12 protein-coding genes are annotated in these 18,642 nt (G+C 64.2%); 7 read left to right on the forward strand and 5 right to left on the reverse strand.

Translation table 11 applies throughout. From position 1 onward, the window contains the following. Window position 1 precedes the first annotated feature (1 nt). A complete protein-coding gene (locus tag LPA36_RS03205; protein ID WP_228874691.1) occupies window positions 2-4,507 on the forward strand; it encodes a translocation/assembly module TamB domain-containing protein in 4,506 nt (1,501 codons plus the stop codon). 89 nt (window positions 4,508-4,596) lie between these two features. Here LPA36_RS03205 and metG read toward each other — a convergent pair whose 3' ends face one another. Further along, window positions 4,597-6,756, reverse strand: a complete 2,160-nt coding sequence (gene metG, locus LPA36_RS03210; protein ID WP_228874692.1) for a methionine--tRNA ligase — start codon at window positions 6,754-6,756, stop codon at window positions 4,597-4,599. A gap of 436 nt (window positions 6,757-7,192) precedes the next feature. Beyond that, window positions 7,193-7,852, reverse strand: a complete 660-nt coding sequence (locus tag LPA36_RS03215; RefSeq protein ID WP_228874693.1) for an OmpA family protein — start codon at window positions 7,850-7,852, stop codon at window positions 7,193-7,195. Window positions 7,853-8,128: 276 nt separating this feature from the next. Between LPA36_RS03215 and apbC the strand changes: the two genes are divergently transcribed. The 5 genes from apbC (at window position 8,129) to LPA36_RS03240 (ending at window position 13,761) form a co-directional block, all read left to right on the forward strand. Then, window positions 8,129-9,217 carry an iron-sulfur cluster carrier protein ApbC gene (gene apbC, locus LPA36_RS03220; RefSeq protein ID WP_228874694.1) on the forward strand — a complete coding sequence of 363 codons (1,089 nt, stop codon included), beginning with the start codon at window positions 8,129-8,131 and terminating at the stop codon, window positions 9,215-9,217. Between the two features lie 161 nt (window positions 9,218-9,378). Further along, a complete protein-coding gene (locus LPA36_RS03225; RefSeq protein ID WP_228874695.1) occupies window positions 9,379-9,912 on the forward strand; it encodes a superoxide dismutase family protein in 534 nt (177 codons plus the stop codon). Window positions 9,913-10,103: 191 nt separating this feature from the next. Further along, window positions 10,104-10,673, forward strand: a complete 570-nt coding sequence (gene dcd / locus LPA36_RS03230; protein WP_012432068.1) for a dCTP deaminase — start codon at window positions 10,104-10,106, stop codon at window positions 10,671-10,673. Window positions 10,674-10,756: 83 nt separating this feature from the next. Beyond that, entirely contained in the window at window positions 10,757-13,045 is a 2,289-nt protein-coding gene (locus LPA36_RS03235; RefSeq protein ID WP_228874696.1) for an arginine/lysine/ornithine decarboxylase, read from the forward strand. Between the two features lie 62 nt (window positions 13,046-13,107). Further along, complete coding sequence (locus tag LPA36_RS03240) at window positions 13,108-13,761, forward strand: lysozyme inhibitor LprI family protein (RefSeq protein WP_228874882.1); 654 nt, start codon at window positions 13,108-13,110, stop codon at window positions 13,759-13,761. A 45-nt stretch (window positions 13,762-13,806) separates the two neighbouring features. On the opposite strand, the gene LPA36_RS03245 is transcribed toward LPA36_RS03240, so the two are convergent. From LPA36_RS03245 to LPA36_RS03255, 3 genes are all read right to left on the reverse strand, one after another. Continuing rightward, window positions 13,807-14,730 carry a bestrophin family protein gene (locus tag LPA36_RS03245; protein WP_228874697.1) on the reverse strand — a complete coding sequence of 308 codons (924 nt, stop codon included), beginning with the start codon at window positions 14,728-14,730 and terminating at the stop codon, window positions 13,807-13,809. A gap of 551 nt (window positions 14,731-15,281) precedes the next feature. Continuing rightward, the gene (gene argH / locus LPA36_RS03250; RefSeq protein ID WP_228874698.1) at window positions 15,282-16,688 is read right to left on the reverse strand and encodes an argininosuccinate lyase; all 1,407 of its coding nucleotides are present in this window, start codon (window positions 16,686-16,688) and stop codon (window positions 15,282-15,284) included. 150 nt (window positions 16,689-16,838) lie between these two features. Beyond that, entirely contained in the window at window positions 16,839-17,654 is an 816-nt protein-coding gene (locus LPA36_RS03255; protein ID WP_228874883.1) for a helix-turn-helix transcriptional regulator, read from the reverse strand. Window positions 17,655-17,835: 181 nt separating this feature from the next. Here LPA36_RS03255 and LPA36_RS03260 point away from each other — a divergent pair, with 181 nt between their 5' ends. Next, the gene (locus LPA36_RS03260) at window positions 17,836-18,588 is read left to right on the forward strand and encodes a class I SAM-dependent methyltransferase (RefSeq protein WP_228874699.1); all 753 of its coding nucleotides are present in this window, start codon (window positions 17,836-17,838) and stop codon (window positions 18,586-18,588) included. The last annotated feature ends 54 nt before the right edge of the window (window positions 18,589-18,642 follow it).

The raw sequence follows: 18,642 nt of genomic DNA on the forward strand, positions 1-18,642 counted from the left end.
CATGACGACGGATACGCCCGCCAACCCGCCACCCAACCAGCCCGGCGACACCACGCCTGGCGGTCCCGACGGTCCCGATGGCGCCGCGCCGCCACCGGCGCGTCCGCGCCGGCGGCGCCGGCTGTGGATTGCGCTCGTGTGGGCGGCCACGGTGCCGGTGGTGCTCGTCGCGCTGGTCGCGGGCGCGCTGTACGGCACGCTCACGACCGAGCGCGGCACGGCCTGGGCATGGCGGCTCGCGGTCAGGGTGCTGGACGGCCGGCTCACCGGCACGCTCGAAGGCGGCACGATCGCCTCCGGCCTGCGGCTGCATCAGGTGGAATGGCGCAGCCTGGACGGCAGCGGCACCGATATCAAGGTCGATCACATCGCCGGCTGCTGGGCGCTGACCGACAAGCCGTGGCGCTTTTCGATCGATTATCTGCACATCGGCACGATCGACGCGCGCGTTGCACCTTCGGCGTCCAGTTCGGGTCCGCTGACGTTGCCTGACGATCTGCGTCTGCCGTTGCAGCTCGACGTGCGCGATTTGCGGGTGGACAGACTGCTGCTGCGACAGGGCGGGTCGACGACCGAATTCTCGCGCTTCGTCTTTCATGGGCGCAGCGACGGCCGGCACCACGAAGCCGCGATCGATCGTCTCGAGACGCCGTTCGGCGCAGTGACTGCTTCGGCCAGGCTGGACGGCGTCAGGCCGTTTCCGCTGACCGGCGACGCTGGTTATGCCGGCAAGGTCAACGACGAAGCGGTTCAGGTCGGCGGCCATCTGACAGGCTCGCTGGAGACGCTCGTCGCTGAACTCGACGCCAGCGGCATGAAGCTCGCTGGCCACGCGCGCGTCGAGGCGACGCCGTTTGCCGCCGTGCCGGTCCAGCGCGCGACGCTGACGTTCGATCACGTGAATCCGCAGGCGTTTGCGCCAGGTGCACCGTTTGCCGATCTGGCCGTGCGTGCCGAACTGGAGCCAGTCGAGACTGGGGATGGCTCGACGGTGGTGCTTGCGCCTGAGGGGGCACCGGCTTCGGTTGCGTCGGCGATTGGCGCGGCGAGTGGTGTGAAGGAGGCGAAGGGCGCAAGCAGTGCACAGGTTGCGCAAGCGGCAAGCACGGCGGCTGGCAAGACTTCGGCGACGCGTGGGTCGAGCAGTGCAGGCGTGCCGGGGTCGGCCGTCGCGGGTCGTTCAACGCGTGCCGCAAGCGACGCAGCGGTGGCAAGCGGAGCTGCACCGGCTTCCGCACCGGAAGCCGCGAGCGGCACCGTGCAGGCCGCGAAAAAGCCTGGCTTTGCCGTCGCCGGGTCGATCTCCATCGTGAATGCGAAACCGGGCGGCATCGACCAGCAACTGCTGCCGCTCATCGACGCCCGCGCCGACGTCCGTCTGGACGCGCAGGCGCAGCGCATCTCGAACCTGAACGTGCATCTCGTGAAAAAGGCGACGGTGACGGGCGGCGGCGCGCTCATCGGCAAGCGCGGCCAGTTCGATCTGCAGGTCGCGGGTCTCGACCTGAATGCGATTGAGGCGAGCGTCATGCCGACGCAATTGTCCGGACCGATCGGCATCCGCCTGAACGACGACATCCAGAGCATCACCCTCGACCTCAACGATCCGAAGGCGGCGCTCCGCGCGCAGGGCAAGGTCACGTTCGATCCGGCGCGCATGAGCCTGAGCGACGTCCGGCTGACGGCCGGCACGGGCCGCATCGATCTGGCGGGCGCCATCAAGCACGACGCGAATTCCACGTACAACCTGAAGGCCACGCTGACCGACTTCGATCCGCTGTTGCTGACCTCGCAGATGCCGGCCCGCACGCCGGCTCCGAAGGCCGCGAAGGCCGCGAAGGCCGCGAAGGCTGCGACCCCGGCGAAGGGTCGAAGTACGATGAACGCCGGCAACATAGCCAGGGCTACAAACGCCGCCGACGCCGCGAGAGCAATTGACGAAGCCAACGCCACAGAGGCCGCCGGCAATTCGCCGGCGAACGCCGCAGCCCCTCGCAAGCCGGCCGCGAAGCATCCCGAGCCCGCGAAACGCCGGATCGAGGCGCGCGTGAACGGCGCGATCACGGCGGCAGGCGTGCTGGGTCCGACGTTCACCACCAAGGCCGAATTCCGGCTCGGCCCGAGCGTCTATGACGACCTGCCGCTGACCGGCAGCGGCACGATCCAGCTTGCCGGTTCGCGCATCCTGCCGAGCAAGGCGAATCTCTCGATTGCGGGCAACGACGTCGACCTTCAAGGCAGCTTCGGCGCGCGCGGCGACCGTCTGCGATTCCGGATCGAGGCGCCGCAGCTGGACCGGCTCGGCTTCGGCGTTGCGGGCTTTGTCGCGGCGGACGGCGACCTCACCGGCTCGTTCGCGCATCCGGACGTCGTATTGAACTACAAGGCCGACAACGTCGCGTTCGGCGCGAACCGGCTCGGTCACGCGGAAGGCCACGCCGAACTGCGCGACGGCGCGAGCGGCGCGCTCGTCTTCACGACGGACGCGCGCAACCTCTCGACGGAAGGTGTCGAACTGGCGAACCTCAACGCGCATCTGCGCGGCACGCGTGGCAACCACACGCTCGACGCCGAAGCGACCGGCAAGGTCCGCGAGCGCACGGTCGACCTGACGCTCGCCGCGAACGGTCATCTGACGGACGCGCGCGACGGCACGCACTGGGATGGCACGGTGACGCGCTTCCAGAACCGCGGCACGCCGTCGCTCAACCTCGATTCGCCGCTGACCGTGAGCGTCGCCCCGAGCCGTGTGACGCTGGGCCCGACGCGTCTCACGCTCGAAACCGCGGTGCTCGACCTGAAATCCTTCGCGCTCGATCACGGCCGGATCCTCTCGGCCGGCGCGATCACCAATATTTCGGTGCCGCGCCTGCAGGAACTGCGGCAGGAAGTCACCGGCACGCCGCCCGTCGTCAAGACCGATCTCATCTTTGACGGCGACTGGGACTTTTCGCTTGGCGAGACGGCCACGGGCCATATCCAGCTGAAGCGTCGCACGGGCGATATCACGGTCGAGGTCGGGCGCGGGCTGGCTTCGCTCGGCATTACGGACATCGCGGCGCGCGCCGATTTCAGCGGCGGCAACCGTCTGAACGCGACGGTGCACGCGCAGGCGAACCGGCTCGGTGTGATCGACGCCGACGCGCATACGACGCTCGTCGTGCAGGACGGCATGCTTGCCATCGGCGAAGAAGCGCCGCTTTCAGGCAACGTGATCGCGAACGTGCCGTCGCTGAAAACGACGGGCGGTCTCTTCGGGCCGGGTTATCTGCTCGACGGACACCTCGCGCTGAAGCTCGCGCTCGCGGGCACCGTCGCGAAGCCGAACCTGTCGGGCTCGCTGATCGGCGACGGCCTTTCCGCGACGCTCGTCGATCAGGGCGTGCAGCTGAAGGACGGCGCGATCCATATTGCCCTGTCCGAAAATCTCGTCGACTTCCAGAAGGTCGAGTTTCACGGCGCGAGCGGCACACTGCGCGCCACGGGCCAGGTCAGGCTCGGCGGCCCGGACCCCGACGTCAAGGCGAGCATCGTCGCGGACAAGCTCGAACTCTTCGCTTCGCCGGATCGTGAGCTGTCGCTTTCGGGGAGCGCGAGTGTCGCGAGTGCCGGGCCGCTCGGCGGGCTTGCGATCAACGGCAAGTTCAACGTCGACCACGCGCTCTTCGACATGCCGGAAAAGTCGGCACCGTCGCTCGGCGACGACGTCGTGATCGTGCGCCCGGACGGCACGGTCCGTGGCGAGAAGCAGCCGACGGTGGAAGGCAGCGAGAAGCCGATCGGGCCGTTCGCGCCACGCGCGAATATCGACATCAACCTTGGCAACGATTTCCGGTTCCGCGGGCAGGGCGCCGATCTCGGCCTGCGCGGAACAATTACCGCGATGAGCGCGCCGGACCTGCCGCTGCGCGCGGTGGGCAACGTGCGTGTCACCGAAGGGTCGACCTACACCGCGTTTGGCCGCAAGCTCGGCATCGAGAACGGCTTCTTCACGTTCAACGGGCCGGTGGCGAACCCGGGCATCAACATTCTCGCGATGCGCCGCAACCAGCAGGTCGAAGCAGGCGTGCAGGTGACCGGCACGGTGCAGTCGCCGGTTGCGAAGCTCGTGTCCGAGCCGAACGTCGCGGACAACGAAAAGCTCTCGTGGCTGCTGTTCGGCCACGGCACCGATCAGGGCAACAACCTCGGGCAACAGAGCACGATGACGACCGCGCTCGCGCTGCTTGGCAGCGCGAGCGGCAAGAAGATCGCCAATACGTTCGGACTCGACGAATTCTCGATCGGGCGCAGCGAAGTCGGCCTGACGGACCCCGAAGTGGTGATGGTGTCGAAGGCGATCAACGAATGGCTCGTGATCGGCTACGAGCAGGGATTGCAGACCGCGAGCAACGCGATCAAGGCAACCGTGAACCTGACGCGCTACTGGTCGGTTGCCGCGTACGGCGGCACGTTCCAGGGCGTCGAGCTTTTGTACACGCGGCGCTTCGACCGGATCAACTGGTGAGTGCGCAAAAAAAGCACGTCCGCGGACGTGCTTTTTTCTGAGCCGAAGGCGCCTGGCCGGCGCGCCTTCAATGTGTACTGATTCGAACGTTACTTCACGCGCATGCCGGGCTTTGCACCACTGTCCGGTTCGAGCACGTAGATGCCCGGTTCGGCTTTCTCGTCAGCCGCCGATGCCGCGAGCACCATGCCTTCCGACAGACCGAACTTCATCTTGCGCGGCGCCAGATTGGCGACCATTACGGTCAGCTTGCCGACGAGCTGTTCCGGCTGATACGCCGACTTGATGCCCGAAAAGACGTTGCGGGTCTTTTCTTCGCCGACGTCGAGCGTCAGTTGCAGCAGCTTGTCCGACCCTTCGACCGCGCGACATTCGACGATCTTCGCAATCCGCAAATCGATTTTCGCGAAATCGTCGATCGAGATGAACGGCGATTCTTCCGCGTTGGCCTGGTTCTCCGACTTGCCGTTCGACGCCGCAGCCTTGGCTTTAGCTTTGGCTTTGGCCTTTTCGTCGGCGGTGGGCGCGGCGGATTCCGTGGCTTGCAGCGAGTCGCGATTCGCCTCCAGCAGCGCCTCGATCTGCTTCGGATCGACGCGTGTCATCAGGTGTTTGTACGCGTTGATCGCGCGTGCCGAGCTGAGCGGCACCGAGGCATCCGACCACTTGAGCGGCTCGATGGCGAGGAACGCCTCGACGCCTTCGACCAGCTTCGGCAAAACCGGCTTCAGCGCCAGCGACAGCAACCGGAACGCCTCGATGCTCACCGAGCAGGTTTCGTGCAGCGCGACGGCGTTCGCCGGGTCTTTGGCCTGGTCCCACGGCTTGGCTGTATCGACGTAGCCGTTGACGGCGTCGGCGAGCTCCATCGTTTGACGCAGCGCGCGGTTGTACTCGCGTGCCTCGTAGTTCGCGGCGATCTGCGGGATGGCGGCGCGCAACGTTGCGAGCAGCGGATGCTGCATCGCGCTGTCCTGGATGCGGCCGTCGAAGCGCTTGATCAGGAATCCTGCCGCGCGGCTCGCGATATTCACGTACTTGCCGACGAGGTCGCTGTTCACGCGCGCCTGGAAGTCATCGAGGTTCAGGTCGAGGTCTTCCATCGTGCTGTTGAGCTTGGCCGCGAAGTAGTAACGCAGCCACTCCGGATTCAGGCCTGTGTCGATCACGCTTTGCGCTGTGATGAACGTGCCGCGCGACTTCGACATCTTCGCGCCGTCCACCGTCAGGAAGCCGTGCGCGAACACGTTGGTCGGCGTGCGATGGCCCGAGAATTCGAGCATCGCCGGCCAGAACAGCGTGTGGAAGTACAGGATGTCCTTGCCGATGAAGTGATACTGCTCGGCCGTCGACCCCTTGCGCGTCCACGCGTCGAAATCGATGCCGCGCTTTTCCGCGAGATTCTTGAAGCTCGCGTAGTAACCGACCGGCGCATCGAGCCACACGTAGAAGTACTTGCCGGGCGCGCCCGGAATCTCGAAACCGAAGTAGGGCGCGTCGCGTGAGATGTCCCAGTCGGCGAGCTTCGCTTCGCCCGAATCGCCAAGCCATTCGCGCATCTTGTTGGTGGCTTCCGGCTGCGCCAGACCGCCTACCCAGCCGCGCAGGAAGTTTTCGCAGCGCGGGTCGGAAAGCCGGAAGAAATAATGTGTCGACGTCTTGCGGACCGGTGTAGCGCCCGAGACGACCGAATACGGGTTGACCAGATCGGTCGGCAAATAGGTCGAGCCGCACACTTCGCAACTGTCGCCGTACTGGTCCTTCGCGCCGCATTTCGGGCACTCGCCCTTGATGAAGCGGTCCGGCAGGAACATTTCCTTGACCGGGTCATACGCCTGTTCGATATCGCGCGCCTCGATCAGACCGGCCTCGCGCAGTGCGACGTAGACCGATTCGCTCAGGACGCGGTTCTCTTCCGAGTCCGTCGAATAGTAGTTGTCGAAGGAAATGCCGAAGCTGTCGAAATCGCGCTTGTGTTCCGTCCAGACGCGGTCGATCAGCTGCTTCGGCGTGATGCCTTCCTTTTCCGCGCGCAGCATGACCGGCGTGCCATGTGTGTCGTCGGCGCCCACGTAGTAGATCTCGTGTCCGTGCATGCGCATCGAGCGGACCCAGATGTCCGTCTGGATGTATTCGACGAGGTGGCCAATATGAATCTGCCCGTTCGCGTACGGAAGCGCGGACGTGACGAGAATCTGGCGACGGCCCGGCGGCGTGCCTGCAGTGAGATCGGTAGCGGGTGCTGACATAGGGATTCTGGGGCTTGCGGAAGGACGAAACTTCGATTCTAGCAGGGCGGGCCTGCCAGCGCGGCCCTGGCCGGATGGCCAGAGAAACGGAGAATGCGCTGCGGCAGAGGCGGCGGCACATCTGGACGAGGGACGGCGAAGAGGGCCGGCAGCATCGGCGCAACGGCGCGCTTGCAGCGTTCTGTTCGGGCGATTAGCTGAAAAGCAGACGCCCAAAAAAAACCGGGGCAAATGGGCCCCGGAGCAACAACGACAAGAGGAGAATGGTGACGCGGCGGCATCGCCAGCCACGTACCGTAAAGAGAGACAGCGGATTTTCAGCAGAGTTCGAAATATTTTTCGATTTGCGGGTGTTATCCGCTGGCCGGCATTTCAGATCGATGCCCGGGCAGCCGTGCGGGCTGCCCGGCCAGCCTTTCCCCTCATCGGGATGGGGTTACTTCGGCGCCTGACCCGGCTGCGCCGTTGCGCGCAGATAGATTTCGACGCGACGGTTCTGGGCGCGGCCCGCTTCCGTGCTGTTATCCGCGACCGGCTGCGTCGAGCCCATGCCCTGCGCCGACAGACGTTGCGGCGCGACGCCATGCGTCGACAGATAGTTCACCACGCTTTGCGCGCGGTTCACCGAAAGCGTCTGGTTGTACGCCGGCTGGCCCGTGCTGTCCGTATGGCCGACCACCTGCGCGATCACTTCCGGGCTCTGGGCGAGCGTCTGGGCGACCTGGTCCAGCACCGGCGCAAACGAAGGCTTGATCGCGTAGCTGTTGGTGTCGAACGTGACCGAGCTCGGAATGTTCAGCTTGAGCGAGCCGTCGGGCTGCTCGGTGATCTGCGTGCCGGTGCCCTTCGTGGCGCCCGAGAGCTTGTTGTGAATCGCCTGCCAGTTGTAGCCGGTGATGCCGCCAACCGCAGCGCCGACGCCCGCGCCGATCGCAGCACCCTTGCCGCCGCCGAAGATTGCGCCAAGTCCCGCACCCGTTGCCGCGCCTACACCCGTGCCGACAGCCGTGTTGGTACCCTGTTCGGTCGCGCAGCCCGCGAGCAGTGCGCCTGCAAGCGCAAACACCGTAAGACGGCTGATGATTTTCGTGTTCATTTTGGTTCCTCTCTTCAAAAAACCGGACGTCGATGATTCTGTCAGGATGCCGGGGCAGGACGCCTGCGCCGACAGCGGAAAAGGGACTTCAGGCAAGGCCGCGCCCCAGCCACTACAATGGCGGGTGATGGCGTGGTGATTTGGCCCTGCAGACAATAGCCGCCGAAGCGTGCCCGGCGAGCCTGGTTTTCGCAATGCCATGCAACAATTTCTTTCAATTTCCTGTGGCCGGCGACGGTTCGATCCGAGCGTGCCACTTGTGTTCCCGGAGTTTCAATGAGTATCGATCGGGCATTGGTCGACGCTGCACTCGCGGCTGTCGCTGACCCTAACACCGGCCGCCCGTTCGCGGCAGCGAAGAACTTCAAGAACGTTTCCGTCGATGATGCAACGGTCAGCGTCGATGTGGTACTCGGCTATCCGGCCAAACGTCAGTTCGCAGCGATCGAAGCAGTGGTCGCCGGCGCGCTGCGCGCGGTGCCGGGCGTCGCGGATGTGCGCGTGCAGGTGTCGCAGCAGATCGCCGCGCATACCGTGCAACGTGGCGTCAAACTGTTGCCGAACGTGAAGAACATCGTGGCCGTGGCATCGGGCAAGGGCGGCGTCGGCAAGAGCACGACCGCCGTCAATCTCGCGCTCGCGCTCGCAAGCGATGGCGCCTCGGTCGGCATTCTGGACGCCGACATTTACGGCCCGTCGCTGCCGATGATGCTGGGCATCGAGGGCCGGCCGGAATCGCCGGACGGGCAGTCGATGAACCCGATGACCGGTCACGGCGTGCAGGCCAATTCGATCGGCTTTCTGGTCGACCAGGACAATCCGATGGTGTGGCGCGGCCCGATGGCGACGTCGGCGCTCGAACAGCTGCTGCGGCAGACGAACTGGCAGGATCTCGACTATCTGATCGTCGACATGCCGCCGGGTACGGGCGACATCCAGCTGACGCTGTCGCAGCGCGTGCCCGTGACGGGCGCGGTGATCGTCACGACGCCGCAGGACATCGCGCTCCTCGACGCGAAGAAGGGACTCAAGATGTTCGAGAAGGTGGGCATTCCGATTCTTGGCATCGTCGAGAACATGGGGATGCATATCTGTTCGAACTGCGGTCACGAAGAGCATATTTTCGGTGCCGGCGGTGGCGAGCGCATGGGCAAGGAGTACGGCGTCGATGTGCTCGGCAGCCTGCCGCTCGATATCGCGATCCGGGAGCAGGCCGACTCCGGCCAGCCGACGGTGGTGGCCGATCCAGATGGCCGAATCGCCGATATCTACCGCTCGATTGCGCGCAAGGTGGCGATCCATATCGCCGAACGCGCGCGCGACATGACGTCGAAATTCCCCAATATCGTCGTGCAGAACACCTGAGCATTTCGCACCCGGCGCGGGTCGGTCCGGGCACCGGCTTGCGTTAGCCGTCCGGCAGGTATGAGACATGCGTCAACGCGTGAGGCCGGCGCGGTATCATGTCGGCTTCGAGGTCGGGCAGGGCGGCCGCAGGGGCGGTCGCCGGCCGACAAGAGGATCGCATGAGACTACGAATCGACGGACAGGCGATGCATGCGTTCATCGTCCTGGCTGCCAGCAGCCTGCTTCTGTGCGGCTGCACTTCATTCCTGAGACCACAGGAAAAGCGCGCCGACGCGCAGTTGCAGCCCACCGCAGGCAATCTGGCGCGCGGCACCGTGACGTTCATCGAGCGTTCGGACGGCGTGCAGGTGACGTATAACCTGGCGGGCCTGCCGCCGAACAGCGATCACGCACTGCAGATCCACGAGCGCGGCGACTGCAACGCCTCCGACGGTTCGAGCGCCGGCGCGATTTTCTCGCCAGGTGCGGAGCGGCTCAAGGCCGGTGCACGCGTCGAAGGCGATCTCGGCAACATTCATGCGGATTCGAATGGCGTGGCGAGCGGCTTTATCGTGGCGCCGGAGGTCTCGCTCGACGGCGTGCGCTCGGTCGTACAGCGCTCGGTGCTGCTGCATCGCGACGCGAGCGACCCGTATGCGTATCCGCAGCATGGCGCGGGTGTCCCACTCGCGTGCGGGCTGATCCGGCAGTGAAATTCGCCACAACCGGCAGCCTTCGTTCGATCGCGTAAAATAAGCGCCTTTCGTCGGCCGCCAGCCGGGCAGCGCGTGGATCACCGCCTGCCAGCCGGCTTCCGGTCTGGCCAGTGGTCCGGCCTTATCGGGCTTTCACTTGCTTACGTCGGGCTTTAATCCGGCTTTTATCCGTCAGGCAGCGTTCAACTATGACCATCAAATCCGACAAGTGGATCCGGCGCATGGCCGCGTCGCACAACATGATCGAGCCGTTTGCGCCCGATCAGGTCCGCGTCTCCGAAGACGGCCGGAAGATCGTCAGCTACGGCACCTCGAGCTACGGCTACGACATCCGCTGCGCCGACGAATTCAAGATCTTCACGAACATCAATTCGACGATCGTCGACCCGAAGAACTTCGACGAAAAATCGTTCGTCGACTTCAAGGGCGACGTCTGCATCATCCCGCCGAATTCGTTCGCGCTCGCGCGCACCGTCGAATACTTCCGTATTCCGCGCAGCGTCCTGACCGTCTGCCTCGGCAAGTCCACGTATGCGCGCTGCGGCATCATCGTGAACGTGACGCCGTTCGAACCGGAATGGGAAGGGCACGTCACGCTCGAATTCTCGAATACGACACCTTTGCCTGCCAAAATCTACGCGAACGAAGGCGTCGCGCAGGTGCTGTTTTTCGAAAGCGACGAGATTTGTGAGACGTCGTACGCGGATCGCGGCGGCAAATATCAAGGTCAGCACGGCGTCACGTTGCCTAAAACGTAACGCGCCACGCGCATTGACTCACCGGCATTTCGGGTGACCGCTGCGCATCAGAAGCAGCGGTCGTTCTTTTTGGAGAATCGCCCATGAAGTTTCGTTTTCCCGTCGTCATCATCGACGAAGATTTCCGCTCCGAGAATATCTCGGGTTCCGGCATCCGGGCACTGGCCGAAGCCATCGAGAAAGAAGGCGCGGAAGTGCTCGGGCTCACGAGCTATGGCGACCTGACCTCGTTTGCCCAGCAGTCGAGTCGTGCGTCGTGCTTCATCCTGTCGATCGACGACGATGAACTGCTGCCATATGTCGACAACGTCGTGGTCGAGGGCGAGACGCCTGAGCTTGCCGCCGCGATCGTCGCGCTGCGCGCGTTCGTGACCGAAGTGCGCCGCCGCAACGCCGATATCCCGATTTTCCTGTACGGCGAAACGCGCACGTCGCGCCATCTGCCGAACGACATCCTGCGCGAACTGCACGGCTTCATCCACATGTTCGAGGACACGCCGGAGTTCGTCGCGCGCCACATCATCCGTGAGACCAAGGTGTATCTGGACTCGCTCGCGCCGCCGTTCTTCAAGGAGCTGGTGCAGTACGCGGAAGAAGGCTCGTATTCGTGGCACTGCCCGGGCCACTCGGGTGGCGTCGCGTTCCTGAAGAGCCCGCTCGGCCAGATGTTCCACCAGTTCTTCGGCGAGAACATGCTGCGCGCGGACGTCTGCAATGCCGTCGACGAACTCGGCCAGCTGCTCGACCACACCGGTCCGGTGGCCGCGTCCGAACGTAACGCCGCGCGCATTTTCAGCGCCGATCACGTGTTTTTCGTGACGAACGGCACGTCGACGTCGAACAAGATCGTCTGGCACGGCACGGTCGCGCCCGGCGACATCGTGCTGGTGGACCGCAACTGCCACAAGTCGATCCTGCACGCGATCACGATGACGGGCTCGATTCCGGTGTTCCTCACGCCGACGCGCAATAACTTCGGCATCATCGGCCCGATTCCGCGCAGCGAGTTCGAGCCGGAAAACATTCGCAGGAAGATCGAGGCGAATCCGTTCGCGCGCGAGGCGCTCGCGAAGAATCCGAACCTGAAGCCGCGCATTCTGACCATCACGCAGAGCACGTACGACGGCGTGATCTACAACGTCGAGATGATCAAGGAAATGCTGGGCGACTGGCTCGACACGCTGCATTTCGACGAAGCGTGGCTGCCGCACGCCGAGTTCCACGCGTTCTATCAGGACATGCACGCGATCGGCGCCGGCCGTCCGCGGATCGGCGCGATGGTGTTCGCGACGCACTCCACGCACAAGCTGCTGGCCGGCATTTCGCAGGCTTCGCAGATCGTCGTGCAGGACTCGAAGAACAGCCGCTTCGACAAGCACCGTTTCAACGAGGCGTATCTGATGCATACGTCGACGAGCCCGCAGTACGCGATCATCGCGTCGTGCGATGTGGCGGCGGCGATGATGGAAGCGCCGGGCGGCACCGCGCTTGTCGAGGAATCGATTGCCGAGGCGCTCGATTTCCGTCGGGCGATGAGCAAGGTCGACGCCGAGTACGGCGAGGACTGGTTCTTCAAGGTGTGGGGCCCCGACCAGTTCGCGGAAGAAGGCATCGGCTCGCGCGAAGACTGGATGCTGCGTCCGAACGACCGCTGGCACGGCTTCGGCCCACTCGCCGAGGGTTTCAACATGCTCGACCCGATCAAGGCGACGATCGTCACACCGGGTCTGGACGTGGATGGCGATTTCGGCGAGTCGGGCATTCCGGCTGCGATCGTGACGAAGTATCTGGCCGAGCACGGCATCATCGTCGAGAAGACCGGGCTGTATTCGTTCTTCATCATGTTCACGATCGGCATCACGAAGGGCCGCTGGAACTCGATGGTCACCGAACTCCAGCAGTTCAAGGACGACTACGACAATAACCAGCCGCTATGGCGCGTGTTGCCGGAATTCGTCTCACATCATCCGATGTACGAGCGCACCGGCCTGCGCGATCTGTGCGAGCAGATCCACAGCGTCTACCGTGCGAACGACATCGCGCGTCTGACGACCGAGATGTATCTGTCGAGCATGGAGCCGGCGATGAAGCCGTCCGATGCGTTCGCAAAGCTGGCGCATCGCGAGATCGACCGGGTACCGATCGACGAGCTCGAAGGCCGCGTGACGTCGATCCTGTTGACGCCGTATCCGCCGGGTATTCCGCTTCTGATTCCGGGCGAGCGTTTCAACAAGACGATCGTCAACTATCTGCGGTTCGCGCGCGAGTTCAACGAACGCTTCCCGGGTTTCCACACGGATATTCACGGGCTGGTGGGCGAAACGATCAACGGACGCATCGAGTATTTCGTCGATTGCGTGCGGGCCGGGTGAAGGGGCGTCTGAGGACGGCGGCGCGCGCGGGGTGGTGTGCCGCCGTCGTGACACTGGCGGCGATGTCCGGCGCCGTGCGCGCCGAAGTCGCCGCGGCCGATCCGATCGATGCATCGATGCGCACGTGCCTTGCGCGAAGCGACATGTCGTCGACGGCGGGGCAGGTGCAATGCATGGAAACGGCGCGGGCCGCGTGGCAGTCCGCGTCCGATCACGCGTACCAGCAGCTGCTGGCGAAGGCGCCGGCATCGCGGCGGCTGGGCTGGGAACGCAGCCAGCGAAGCTGGAAGGCGTGGCGCGAGGCCGAAGCGCCGATGCTGAAGGCCGTCTTCGAAACGACGCAGGGCACGATGTACGTGCTGTTCGCAGCCGACATGCAACTGCAGCCTGTGCGTGACCGCGCGCTGGCGCTTCGCAGCGCTGCCGCGAACACGGGAAATGCCGGCGATGCCGGCAATAAACCGGTGGCGCGCTTGCGTGCCTGTTCGCAGGATGCCGACTGCGCGCATGCGGACCGGGACATGAACCGTTACTACCAGCGCCTGCGCAAGGAGATGCCTTCGCGGGCGCGACCGACGCTGGCCCGCGCGCAACGCGCGTGGCTCGGCTTTCGCGATGCGACCACGCCGCTGGGTGACGCACGCGGGCGCATCGACGTCATTGGCGCGCGGGTTGCGACGCTAAAGCGGCTGTCGGAGACGGTGGGCAACGATTGACCGCAGTGTCCGGCTGCCGGTGATGCGCGCCGGCACGCCGCTACATCAGGTGAACGTGAACGGATCGTGCGAAGGCGTGGCGGACTTGAGCGCCGGATCGCCGATGAGGTCGCGTGTGGCGTCTTCGATGAACGCTGACATTGCGTCGAGGGCGAGGTCATTTTCTTCGGTGCCGAATGGTTCTTCGATTTGCGACGCGATGGCTTCGAGCGCCATGAACGTGTAGGCGACGAACACCGAGAAGACTGGCGTGAAGATACCGATGCTGTCCACCAGTCCGAACGGCAGCGCTGCGCAGAAGAAATAGACCGTCCGGTGGATCATCACCGAGTACGCGAACGGCAGCGGCGTGGACGCGATTCGCTCACATCCGCCGACAACATCCGACAGGCCATTCAGATTGCGATCGAACGCGAGGGAAGCCCACGCGTCGATGGCATTTTCACGCGAGCGCGCCTGTACCCATTGACCGAGCCAGAGCATGATGGCGGCGGGCCGATAACGCGCGGCCAGAACGGTTTCGAGAATGGGTGCAGGCAGACGGGCGGCGAGATCCTGTTGGGGGTTGGTCTGTCGCAACTGATGACGCAGCGCGTGGGGGAATGCGCCGAGCACGCGAACGAAGAGGCGGACCTCCTCGATATTGATTGCGTCACGCGGCAGCGTGAGCGCCTGCCTGGTGAGCGAGCGGGATTCGTTGAGCAGCTGCCCCCAGAGCTTGCGGGCTTCCCAATACCGGTCGTAGCTGGCGTTGTTCCGGAAGCCGAGAAACACGGCGAGCGCGATTCCGACGAGGGAAAACGGCGTGGGGCTGAGATCGACGGTGACCTTGAGGACGTGATCGTGGGATGCGACGGCGACGACAGAGATACAGAAGATCAGAAAGAGTCTCGGCAACAACTCAGGCAGAACCGAGCCTTTCCACGCGAGGAGCATGCGAAACCAGTGAAGGCGCGGTCGAACGATCATGTCGGGGGCAACGACTGGGGGCGGGGATTCGCCATTATCCCGAAAACTCCCGAAAACGCGAGTCACCGGGTCCAAAGGCGACGAACGGCCGCAGAGCAGGGGAGGCACGCAGGCGCAGGGGTGATGCGAAGGGACGGTGAGCGCAAAAGCGAGAAGCGGGGCAACGCGTATATCCGCACAAGCGACAAACGACAGACGACGGACCGAGATACGAAACGTTGACGCACGAAGTGCGGAGGCGCGTGGATGAATGCTGTGTCACGGGCGGAACTGCGCGGGGGACGAAATCGCGCGGGGACCCATCCGGCGTGAAGCGCAAGGGCGACACTTCGTGGGTTGCCATTCCCCAAAGATGACACACTGGGAAAAGACGAGTTCTCGAAGCGCCTTTCTTTTGCCTACTTTTCTTTGGCAAGGACAAAGAAAAGTAGGTGCTGCCCCGCACAGGGGCAACGCCAATAGACCGACACGACAACAAGGAAAGGCCAAAAGAAAAAGAGCGGACCGAGAAAACCCCAGCCCCGCCCAGAATCAGAAAAACAAAAAAGCCTTTACTTCAACCCCTCACGAGCAACGCGAACAGCGTTCAAAACCTGTTCAGGCGCAGTTCCACCGGGATGATTCCGGCTTGCGACGGAGCCTTCCAGCGTGAGGTATTCAAAAACGTCTTCACCGATGAGATGAGCGACATTAGGCAACTCGTGACGCATCTGATCGAGCGAAAGATCAGCCAGATCGCATTCCCGGTCGACGCAAACGCGAACGGCGAGCGCGACAGCTTCGTGAGCATCCCGAAACGGCAACCCACGCTTCACCAGATAGTCAGCCAGATCGGTAGCAGTAGAAAATCCCTGAAGAGCAGCAGCCCGCATAGCTGCCGGCTTGACAGAAATACCCGCGACCATTTCTGCAAAAATCCGCAACGTATCCGCCACCGTATCGACAGTATCGAACAACGGCTCTTTATCTTCCTGATTGTCCTTGTTGTACGCGAGCGGCTGACCTTTCATCAGCGTGAGGAGCGCCATCAAATGGCCGTTCACCCGCCCGGTCTTGCCACGTGCAAGTTCCGGCACATCGGGATTCTTCTTCTGCGGCATGATCGACGAGCCAGTGCAGAAGCGATCCGCAAGATCGATAAAACCGACCCGTGGGCTCATCCACAAAACGAGCTCTTCGGAAAAACGCGACACGTGCGTCATCACGAGCGCCGAAGCAGCCGTGAATTCGATCGCGAAGTCGCGGTCGGAAACTGCGTCGAGTGAATTCGCGCAGATGCCGTCGAAGCCCAGCGTCTTCGCGACAGCATGACGATCGATCGGATAGCTCGTTCCGGCGAGCGCCGCGGCGCCTAGGGGCAGACGGTTCACACGCGTGCGGCAGTCGCGCATGCGCTCGGCATCGCGCGTGAACATTTCGACGTAAGCGAGCAGGTGATGCCCGAACGTCACCGGCTGCGCTACCTGAAGGTGCGTGAAGCCCGGCATGATCGTCGACGCGTTCTGTTCCGCCAGATCGATGAGCGCGCCACGCAGATCCTTCAGCAAGCCACCGATACGGTCGATTTCGCCCCGCAGCCACAGACGGATATCGGTCGCGACCTGGTCGTTACGCGAGCGGCCGGTATGCAGGCGCTTGCCCGCGTCGCCGATCAGCGCGGTCAGGCGCGCTTCGATATTCAGATGGACGTCTTCCAGATCGAGTTGCCACTCGAACTCGCCACGCTCGATCTCACCCTTGATCTGCGCCATGCCGCGCTGGATGGCAGCGAGGTCGTCGGCGGCGATGATCTTCTGCGCCGCCAGCATCGAGGCGTGCGCGAGCGAGCCTTCGATGTCGACGAGCGCCAGACGCTTGTCGAAGAAAACCGACGACGTATAGCGTTTGACGAGTTCCGACATCGGCTCCGAGAAGCGTGCCGACCAGGCTTCGCCTTTTTTGTGCAGTTGGGACGTCATGATGTTTGGCAGTGGAGAGACGGTGAAAGGCGGGCGACCTGTAGCAACGTCGCCGGTACAAAAGATTTCATCGGGATAGCGATTTTAGCATCCGGCGAGGGTGCCAACCCGCGCACCAACTGGTTATGGCGGACGGTCGAGCCAGACAGCCTACATCCGCACGAGCACGACGAGCTTCAGATCTTCGCGATGCGCGGGCTTGAACGTCATCTGGTCGTAGACGATGCGCCCGTGGCGCGGGTGGTTGAACTCCCGCCGGCCGCCTTCGCGGCCACCCACGTCCTGCGAGGCCCAGAAACGCGCGAACGCGTCGCTTGCGGCACTCAGCGAATCGATCAGCGTGCGCGTCGGCGCTTCGTTCAGGTGACGGATCGAGTCGGCGCGAAACTCGGCGGCAAGCCGCCGCGCGCGCGGCTCCCAGTCGGCGATCAGCTCGCGCGCGCCGGGTTCGGTGAACGTGAAGCGCAGCAGGTTGCGGTCATGGTCGTCATCGAGCCAGCCGACAAAGAGGTCGGCCGCCCGCGCGTTCCAGGCGAGCGCGTTCCACTGCCGGTCGAGCACGTAGGCTGGCGCGTCGATCAGCTGGACGGTCTCGAGAAGCCGCGCGGGCGCATCGGCGGCGGCCGGGTCGGGCTCGGCGGGATCGCGCTGGGCGGCGAGTTCGAACAGATACGCGCGTTCTGCGCGCGACAGTTGCAGCGCCACTGCAATGCGCGCGAGAGCATCGGCGGAGGCCGATACGGGACGTCCCTGTTCGATCCACGTGTACCAGGTCGGGCTGACGCCGCATAGTTGCGCGACTTCCTCGCGCCGTAACCCCGGCGTTCTGCGTCGCGGGCCGGGCGGCAGGCCGACGGCCTGGGGCGACAGCCGTTCGCGATGTGCGCGGATGAAGTCGCCGAGCGCGCGCGCAGGCGTGGCGTCGAGCGGAGGCGCAACAAGCTCGGGAGAGGGGGGCCGGTTCATCATGTCTGTGGAGGCGGGTGGTGTTGATACCAGAATAATTGCTTAACTTGTACTGGTACAGAGCGGGCTCTATTGTAGCGGCTGGAACGGCGCTTTTCGAACCGGCGTGTATCGCGAAGGCGCCGTTCCACCCACGATCAACCGTATGCGACCCGCGTTTATCCGGGCAGAGGAGCATTCCATGAAGCATCACGACCAGGTCGCCGACGCGTTCGGCTCAACCGCCGCCGCTTACCTCACAAGCCACGTGCATGCGACGGGCGCCGATCTGCAGACGCTGGCCGACTCCATCCAGGCGACGCCGGGCGCGACGGTGCTCGACATGGGTTGCGGCGCCGGTCACGCGAGCTTTGCGGTGGCGCCGCACGCGAAGTCGGTTGTCGCGTACGACATCGCCCCGCAGATGCTCGAAACGGTGGCTGCCGCCGCGCGCGAACGCGGGCTCGACACGATCCGCACGCAGCAGGGCGCCGCCGAAACGCTGCCGTTCGCCGACGCCTCGTTCGACTGGGTCATCAGCCGCATGAGCGCGCATCACTGGCACGACGTCCCGCAGGCGTTGAAGGAAGTGCGTCGTGTGCTGAAGCCGGGCGGCCGCGTGCTGTTCATCGATATCGCGGGCAGCGATCATCCGCTGCTCGACACGCACATCCAGGCAGTCGAACTGCTGCGCGATGGCTCGCACATTCGCGACTATCGCGGCGACGAATGGATTGCGCTCTTCGAAGCGGCGGGCCTCAAGGCATCGATCCGCGAGCGCTGGCGTCTGCCGATCGGTTTCGACGCGTGGGTAAAACGGATGCGTACGCCCGAGCCGCGCATCGTCGCGATCCAGTCGATCTGGGCGAACGCACCGGACGAAGTGCGGGCGTATTTCAACGTGCAGGCGGACGGCTCGTTCGAACTCGATGCGTTGATGATCGAGGCGCACTGAGGCGTTACGTCGAAACGCAGGCCGTATAAACAGAAAGGGCACGCGATCCGGTAA

This window comes from Paraburkholderia saeva, assembly GCF_907164555.1.
Lineage (GTDB): Bacteria > Pseudomonadota > Gammaproteobacteria > Burkholderiales > Burkholderiaceae > Paraburkholderia > Paraburkholderia saeva.